6 protein-coding genes, 1 tRNA gene and 1 pseudogene are annotated in these 7,184 nt (G+C 39.0%); 3 read left to right on the plus strand and 5 right to left on the minus strand.

All coding sequences use genetic code 11. The features are described 5' to 3' along the window. The 3 genes from QZN27_RS07825 to QZN27_RS07835 all read right to left on the minus strand — a co-directional run. A partial coding sequence (locus tag QZN27_RS07825) for a hypothetical protein (RefSeq protein ID WP_296786056.1) occupies nt 1-2,085 on the minus strand: 2,085 nt, incomplete at its 3' end. Between the two features lie 175 nt (nt 2,086-2,260). Beyond that, nucleotides 2,261-3,088, minus strand: coding sequence for a F420-dependent methylenetetrahydromethanopterin dehydrogenase (locus QZN27_RS07830; protein ID WP_296786059.1), 828 nt, complete (start codon nt 3,086-3,088; stop codon nt 2,261-2,263). 267 nt (nt 3,089-3,355) lie between these two features. Further along, a tRNA-Val gene (locus QZN27_RS07835) sits at nt 3,356-3,427 on the minus strand. Between the two features lie 127 nt (nt 3,428-3,554). On the opposite strand from QZN27_RS07835, the gene QZN27_RS07840 reads away from it, so the two are divergent. Together QZN27_RS07840 and QZN27_RS07845 are read left to right on the plus strand one after the other, a co-directional pair. Further along, nucleotides 3,555-4,478, plus strand: coding sequence for a branched-chain amino acid transaminase (locus tag QZN27_RS07840; RefSeq protein WP_296786062.1), 924 nt, complete (start codon nt 3,555-3,557; stop codon nt 4,476-4,478). 13 nt (nt 4,479-4,491) lie between these two features. Beyond that, nucleotides 4,492-5,325: an undecaprenyl-diphosphate phosphatase gene (locus QZN27_RS07845; RefSeq protein WP_296786064.1), complete on the plus strand. Its 834-nt coding sequence runs from the start codon at nt 4,492-4,494 to the stop codon at nt 5,323-5,325. 32 nt (nt 5,326-5,357) lie between these two features. Here QZN27_RS07845 and cobT read toward each other — a convergent pair whose 3' ends face one another. After that, a complete protein-coding gene (cobT, locus tag QZN27_RS07850) occupies nt 5,358-6,422 on the minus strand; it encodes a nicotinate mononucleotide-dependent phosphoribosyltransferase CobT (protein ID WP_296786067.1) in 1,065 nt (354 codons plus the stop codon). Then, entirely contained in the window at nt 6,415-6,918 is a 504-nt protein-coding gene (locus QZN27_RS07855; protein WP_296786068.1) for a hypothetical protein, read from the minus strand. Before QZN27_RS07855 ends, cobT begins: the two co-directional genes overlap by 8 nt. Before the next feature lie 81 nt (nt 6,919-6,999). On the opposite strand from QZN27_RS07855, the pseudogene QZN27_RS07860 reads away from it, so the two are divergent. Beyond that, a pseudogene (locus QZN27_RS07860) lies at nt 7,000-7,184 on the plus strand (serine/threonine protein kinase); the annotation flags it as partial.

A 7,184-nucleotide genomic window follows, 5' to 3' on the forward strand; every position in this document is an offset into this window, starting at 1 on the left:
TCCTTTTACACCATTGTTATAGTCGTATACATTGAAAGTGCCGTTAACCCATTCATTTGCATGCATCGCAATTGTGAATTTTTCATCAACGCTCACATAATCCGGTGAAGCTATTGTCGGCGGTGTCAAACCTATTAATATTTCATTCTCATCATGGCCGATGATTTTATTGTCCCTGCGAACCTGCACTCCTGCCCAGACAAAAACCTCTTCAAATCCCTTTTCTATTGCATCATCCATTGACTGATTTATCAGTTTCCAGTATCTGTCTGCATCTTCAGGCTTTTCGACAAATCCTCCGAAGTAATGCAGTCTGTCCGCACTGAATCCCAAATCCAGACCGATGGTATAAGCCTCGCTGTGATGTGAATCTTCTGATATTACCCAATCGTAATCCTCAATCTGGAGAATGTCTAGTTTGGAAGGTGAGTATGCGTCAACCAGGTAGTTTGCATCTCTTATCATTTGAGGAACTCTATCCGCATCAGTAACGCTTGGCGGGAAGAACAAAGCCATATATAATCCGTCGCTATACTTGTCTCCCTTGACGACTTCACGAAGGGCATCGCTGTAATGCACCAGCTGCTGATTCAGCCATTGTATGGCTGTTCGGTTATATTCGCTGTCCCATGCATTGTCATATTCAGGTAGGGCAGTGCCGTGTTCGGCCAAATATTTGGCTTTTGTTGCATTGTCATAGAAGCATGGGGACTGGTTTGGCAATTGATTTTCACTCCACCACCACCAGGATTCACCCATCTGCAGAATAGGTCTAAAGCCATTGCTTACAATAATGTCCAGACACTCTTCACTTACCTTCTGCATATATTGAATGACATCCTCATGGCATGGACTGTAAAAGAATGTAGACGGGCTCCATCCGGTCATGGCGAAATTGCCGTTGGCATCCATTTGTCTCCAGCTTTGAGGACATTGCATATTCTCCATGGAAAGGCTGATGATTAGGTTTTCAACACCATTCTTTTTCAGTTCATGTGAATAACAATCCAGCCAGGCTCTAAATGCAGTGTTCAATGGCACATCTTTATTCAAGACCATTTTTTCGGTTCTGTTGTGGTTGAATCCCATATCAGTAATCACGTCTCCAGCAATGCCGCTTTTCTCATAGAAATAGGAAGCACCAATGTATAGGTCAACCCACCCGACATAGCCTAATTTTCTCATTTCCTTGCTGATTCTCATTGGATTAATGTTATAGATATCATCATAATCTTCACAAAGTCTGTACTGGTGAGGGCTTAACGGCAATTGTTCGTTGCTGATTTCTCCATTGCCGACGGTTATGTTGGATATTCTGCAGGTGAAATTTTCATTTTCAGTAATTCTATATTGTGTGCTGCTTTCAACGAAATTTGCGGGAAGCAGTGAAAGCATGATGTATTTCAGGTTTGTCACATCCAGTTTTGTTTCCCTGTCAACGATTACGCCTTGCCCGTTCCTGTCCAGATAGGAATTTCCCGGCAGCAATGTTAAATTATTGAAATCTATGCTGACATGATGGTTTTCAATAAATCGGTTCATAGTGATGAAATAAGTTTCTCCGGTATTGGCAGCAATTATGATGTTTATTCTGATGTCTGAGAAATCCATGCAGCCTGTCATCTCATAATCAAATTCCAGTGTCACGTCAGAATAATTGCTGCGATTTCCGTAGCTAATATATGGATGCTGAATAGGATCTTTTGAATTCCAGTATAATCCGATAATGTCGTTTTCGGTACGGAAGGTTCCGGTAACGGTCAGGTCACTTGGTGTTTCGCTGGTGACTGATGCACTTGATTCAAAATTGTTGTTTGTGGTCCAGCAGTCGCCCCTGAAAAGGTAGTATTTGTTGTCATATGGGACTTCTTCATGATTTTCAATGCTATTTGAATTCAGTGCGTTTTCATCTCTTTCATTTGGAGTTATATAAAAGTCATCTCCATTGAAGGATTCACCGTTTAATGCGTCAGATGAATCTCCAATTGTTTCAGTGTCATTTTGAACTGCATTGTCCGCTGCATTCACGGTGCCAATCATCATTATCAGCAGAATGAAAACCATTAAGATTTTAAAAATTTTCAAAATAACACCCCATATCCAAGAATAATACTATTTTTTTAATTCAATAGTTATTAAATTATCTAAATCTCAGTTACAGATTGGGTGTAATATATTAAAAATCAGTTATTGGATAAGATGGTCTGTTTTTGGATGGTCGGTTAAAAAAAAGAAAAAAATAAAGTAGTAATTAAACTACTTATTCTGGTTTTGAAATTAAGTCTGTTTTACAACCTGGGTTTCCTTCTTTCATGTGAGGGGTTCTTAAAACAGTATCATTTGCTTTTTCGATTTCTCTTGCTTCTTGTGCTAATTTAGCAGCACATGCAGCAATTTCGTGAGCAGCAGCTACTAATGGGATGAAGTTTTCGAAACCTTTGGTCATGAAACAACCTTTCATGTCTAAGTTAGCAACGGATCCTGCCATTTCGTATGCAGCGATAGCTTTTGCTTTTGCGTATGGGTTTGCGAATCCACCAGCTTCTGCAGCTTTTTCAGCAGTAATGATGAGTTTAGGTAATTCGATTGCACCAGCTTCTGCTTGTTCGATTACGGTGTCAATGGTTTTTTGGACTAATCTTAATGCACCAGTTTCAGCTAATACTTTTAAGATGTCAGAGTTGAAGATAGCCATTTCAGTTGGGTCTAACCATTCTCTTTTTGCACCGATCATTGGGTCAGACATAACGATGATGTATCCGAGACCTTGTTCGTCCATTTCATCTTTTTTACCTTTACCAGGTGCGTCACCGATGATAATAGCAGGAATGTCTTTTTCAGATAAGAGTTCTCTTGCTCTAGCTGGTCCAGGTGCTCCTGGGTTTGGGCTAATGAAGATTGCGAAATCAGGTTCGAAAGCGTCTATTTTAGGTACAACGTCTTCTACTTGTTCTGGGTTCATTTTTGCTCCAGATCCAAAGGTTCTTACATCGATGTTTGGTCTGTCTGCTCTTTCGTCTAACAATAGGTCAATTACTGGTGAAGTACCAATATTACCACTTTTAATAATAGCAATTTTAACTACCATAATTTTATCTCCATATTTGATACTAATATTTTTCATTCAAAAACTATTTAAATTTTATTATTTAATGTTTTTAACTATTATATTAATATTTTTCATGAAATCTGTTCATTATATTATTTTATACATAAAATATTATACAATTGATATATTTTATGGAATTTTTTTATTAAAAATTATGTTAGATATGCCAAAATTTAAGTTAAAAATTACCCTTTTCAAACAATGAAAAAGTAGACTTTTAAGTGAAATATTTAAAAAAAATCAGAGTGGTTCCGACGAGACTCGAACTCGTGATCCCCTCCTTGTAAGGGAGGTATCATACCACTAGACCACGGAACCAACAAATATTATTATGATTTTACTATTATATATACTTTACTATTTTTCCAAATTCTGTCTATGAATATATTTTAAATAATAATAAAAACAATATTTATTATTGTAAAAAAAATTTTGAAGTGATAAAATGGCTTGGGATGACACAGCTAGTAAAATATGGTTTGATGGAAACATGGTAGACTGGAAAGATGCAAACATTCATGTACTCTCTCATGTTGTCCATTATGGTACAAGTGTTTTTGAAGGAATTCGTGCATATAAAAACGAAAACGGTGTAGGAGTATTCCGCCTAAAAGAGCACGTTCAACGTTTATTTGATTCTGCAAAAATCTATAAGATCGAAATTCCATATACACAAGAAGAAATCGAAGAGGCAATCCTAGAAACAGTTCGTGTCAATGAATTAGATGGATGTTACATACGCCCTATCGTATTCAAAGGCTATGGGGAACTTGGAGTTGACCCTTCCAACTGTCCTGTAAATGTGGTTATTGCCGCTTGGGAATGGGGATCATACTTAGGTGAAGAAGGAATGGCAAACGGTGTAGACATCGGGGTCTCATCCTGGAGAAAACCGGCACCTGACACTTTCCCTGCACTTGCAAAATGTGGTGCAAACTACATGAACTCTCAATTGGCTAAACTTGAAGCTATCGACAACGGTTATGACGAAGCTATCATGCTTGATTATGAAGGCCACGTTTCCGAAGGTAGTGGAGAAAACATTTTCCTCGTTGAAGGCGAAAAACTGTTCACACCATCAATGTCCTCATCTAACCTGAAAGGAATTACCAGAGATTCAGTAATGACAATTGCACGTGACTTAGGTTATGAAGTCGTAGAGGAAGTAATTTCAAGAGAAAGATTATACGCTGCTGATGAAGTATTCTTCACAGGAACTGCAGCTGAAGTTACTCCAATTCGTTCAATTGACCACAGAACCATTGGAATCGGTAAAAGAGGACCAATTTCAGAAAAAATACAAACCGCTTTCTTTGATATCGTAGAAGCTAAAACAGAAGATAAGTACAACTGGTTATCTTACATTTAAATTGGTGTAGCCTATGGATATAATTCAGGGAATTATAATCGGTATCGTTCAGGGACTGACTGAATTCCTGCCGGTTAGTAGTTCAGCACATTTAGTTTTCATTCAAAAGATACTGGGTGTTCAAAGCTCTCTTGCTTTTGACACTTTTCTGCATTTGGGAACATTGATTGCGGTAATGTGGTTTTTCAGATACGACATCTACAAGATGCTCATGTCATGGGTGGCAAGCCTTCAGGATATCCTTCAGGGAAGATTTAAGGAAGGATTCTATGAGGATCCATACAAGAGGCTTGCATGGTATGTTCTCTTAGCTACTGTTCCTGTTGGTATTGTGGGAGTGCTGTTTGAAGACTCTGTTGACGCTTTATTTTCAGGTGCACTGTATGTTCCGGCATTTTTCCTTTTTGTAACAGGTACCATTCTGTATCTATCACAAAGGATGACAAGCGGAGAAATCAATTATAATACAATAACTAAAAAAGAAGCATTGTTCATGGGTTTAGGTCAAGCTTGTGCAATATTGCCTGGTCTTTCACGTTCAGGAACAACAATTGCGGCAGGTTTGACAATAGGTCTTAACAAAGAATTTGCAGCTAAATTCAGCTTCATATTATCAATACCAGCAATTCTAGGAGCTTTTGTATTGCAGCTTAAGGACATAGGCTCTGCAATGGATGCAAACTTCCTTCCAGTGTTTTTAGGTTTTATCGCATCAATAATTGCAGGTTATATGGCTATCAAGTGGATGCTTGATTTGATACAAAACAAGAGCTTGGATATTTTCGCTTATTACTGTTGGTTGATGGGCTTATTGGTCTTTATGGGCTCAATCGCTCATATATTTTAAAATTTAAAAAAAGTAGAGATTGTAATTAATCTCTATTTACAAACTTTTTCTATTTTTCTTCTTAGTTTTTCAACGGAATTTCCTAAAACGAGCGCTGTAAACATTGCTCCGCCAGCTCCGGCACCTTCCTTGACGAATCCTTTCAGATAGTTTTTCAATCCTTCATGTTCTGATTCCTCAAATCTAGGGTCTACCGCATGGACTGTGATGCTGTCGTCAATTTGTTCTAAAATTCCGAAGAGGTCTGCAGTCTCGTCGCCTGCAACAAATACTGTGGTGGCCAGATTGATTCTTGAAAAGTCAAATGTTGGCTGAAGGGATTTTATTACAGCACAGGTTGCTGCCATCTGTGTTCCTCCGGCCAGAATGATTGGGATGTCTGAACCCAATACTATTCCAGCAATTGCAGGGATTGTCGGATCTCCCACTGCACCGATTGCCTGGATTGCATCTGCTTCGCCAGGTGTTATTCCGGCATTTTCAAGGCCTTCATCAACAGTTTTTGATTTTAAATCGTGAGGATTGTGAGGCATGCTTCCGCTGACCTTCTCATTTGCCTCGTATCCTAACGCCTTTAGGACACCTAGGGCGGTTGTGGTTCCGGCTGCTATGCTTTCACCGATAATGAGCATTTCATGTCTTTGGGATAACTCATTTCCCAAATCCTTTGCATTTTCCAATATTTCCAATGGGTTTAAGACTCCTTTTCCGGTTCTTATGTCTCTACCGTAATCCTTTCCCAGATTGACATATTCGACATCTGGTTTGATTTTGGAACCGGCATCAACGATAACAAATGGAATGCTTGCAAGCTGGAGTGATGCCTTTGTAAGCCTTGCGGGGGTTGGTGCTGCAGCATCTCCAACAACGGTTTCTGCAGGAGCTTCACAGCATCTCACTTCTCCAAGAACCATGAATTCTGCATCGCCTGCAGGTGTGTATTCGGTCAGGTCTGCAGATGGACCGGCTCCTGAAATTCCATCTATCAGTGAGGTTTCAGTTGTTCCTATTGTAAGCAGAAATACGGCGTCGTCTTCCGCTTCCTGAAGTTTTTCTATCAGGTCGGTTGAGCCGTAGGTTGTAATTCCATCAATCATTATTCTCACCTTGCTTTTTTAATAAGTCAATTATAATCTTGTTTTGATTAATAATCTTTTTGTTCTGAAGCATGATTTTCTTCAGCATTTCTTCCTGTGACAATTCATTGTCTGTCTTGAATGTCTGTCCGTCTCTTGCTCTTGGAGGGATTCTTATCTGATCTTTTGGCGGAAGTGAAGATGTTTCATCGCCTCTTTTAGGTATCACTCCCTTTGAGGCACTGTCCTCTCTTGAGACAAAGTCAACATATCTGTGTGTCACCTTGTTTTTTCCTCTTTCGTCCAAAAGTTCCATCAGTCTGTCATCCACTTGGTCAACGCCAACCAGCTGTTCCTGCTCCACTTCGTGTATCAGTCTCTTTTGAATATTGTATGCATTGTAAATCGGTATTCCACGAGTGTTGCATTCGTTTTTGAACATATCGTTGATGTTGATATCTCCGGTCAATTGTTTTACTCTCTTCTGTTCTGGAGTATTTGCACTATAAAATCCCATACTTTCACTTATGTTTTTTGAAATTAAAAAATATTTTTATATTCATAAGTAGTAATATACTAATTAATTAAATTTTCCCAGATGATTATCTTGATATGTTTAGGAATTGAAGGAACAGCAGAAAAAACCGGTGTAGGCATTGTTGACAGTGACGGAAATATTCTGGCAATGGCTGGAAAGCAGCTATTTCCAGAAGAGGGAGGTATCCACCCCCGTTTGGCTGCCGAACATCATGCCGAATGGATTCCTAAACTTATACCTCAGGC

Origin of the sequence: uncultured Methanobrevibacter sp. (assembly GCF_900316895.1) — an archaeon.
Lineage (GTDB): Archaea > Methanobacteriota > Methanobacteria > Methanobacteriales > Methanobacteriaceae > Methanocatella.

Bases quoted from the DNA above. Each gene is read 5' to 3' on its own strand.
- QZN27_RS07840 (WP_296786062.1), top strand. From the start codon at position 3,555: ATGGCTTGGGATGACACAGCTAGTAAAATATGGTTTGATGGAAACATG.
- QZN27_RS07855 (WP_296786068.1), bottom strand. From the start codon at position 6,918: ATGGGATTTTATAGTGCAAATACTCCAGAACAGAAGAGAGTAAAACAA.
- QZN27_RS07830 (WP_296786059.1), bottom strand. From the start codon at position 3,088: ATGGTAGTTAAAATTGCTATTATTAAAAGTGGTAATATTGGTACTTCA.
- QZN27_RS07845 (WP_296786064.1), top strand. From the start codon at position 4,492: ATGGATATAATTCAGGGAATTATAATCGGTATCGTTCAGGGACTGACT.
- cobT (WP_296786067.1), bottom strand. From the start codon at position 6,422: ATGATTGATGGAATTACAACCTACGGCTCAACCGACCTGATAGAAAAA.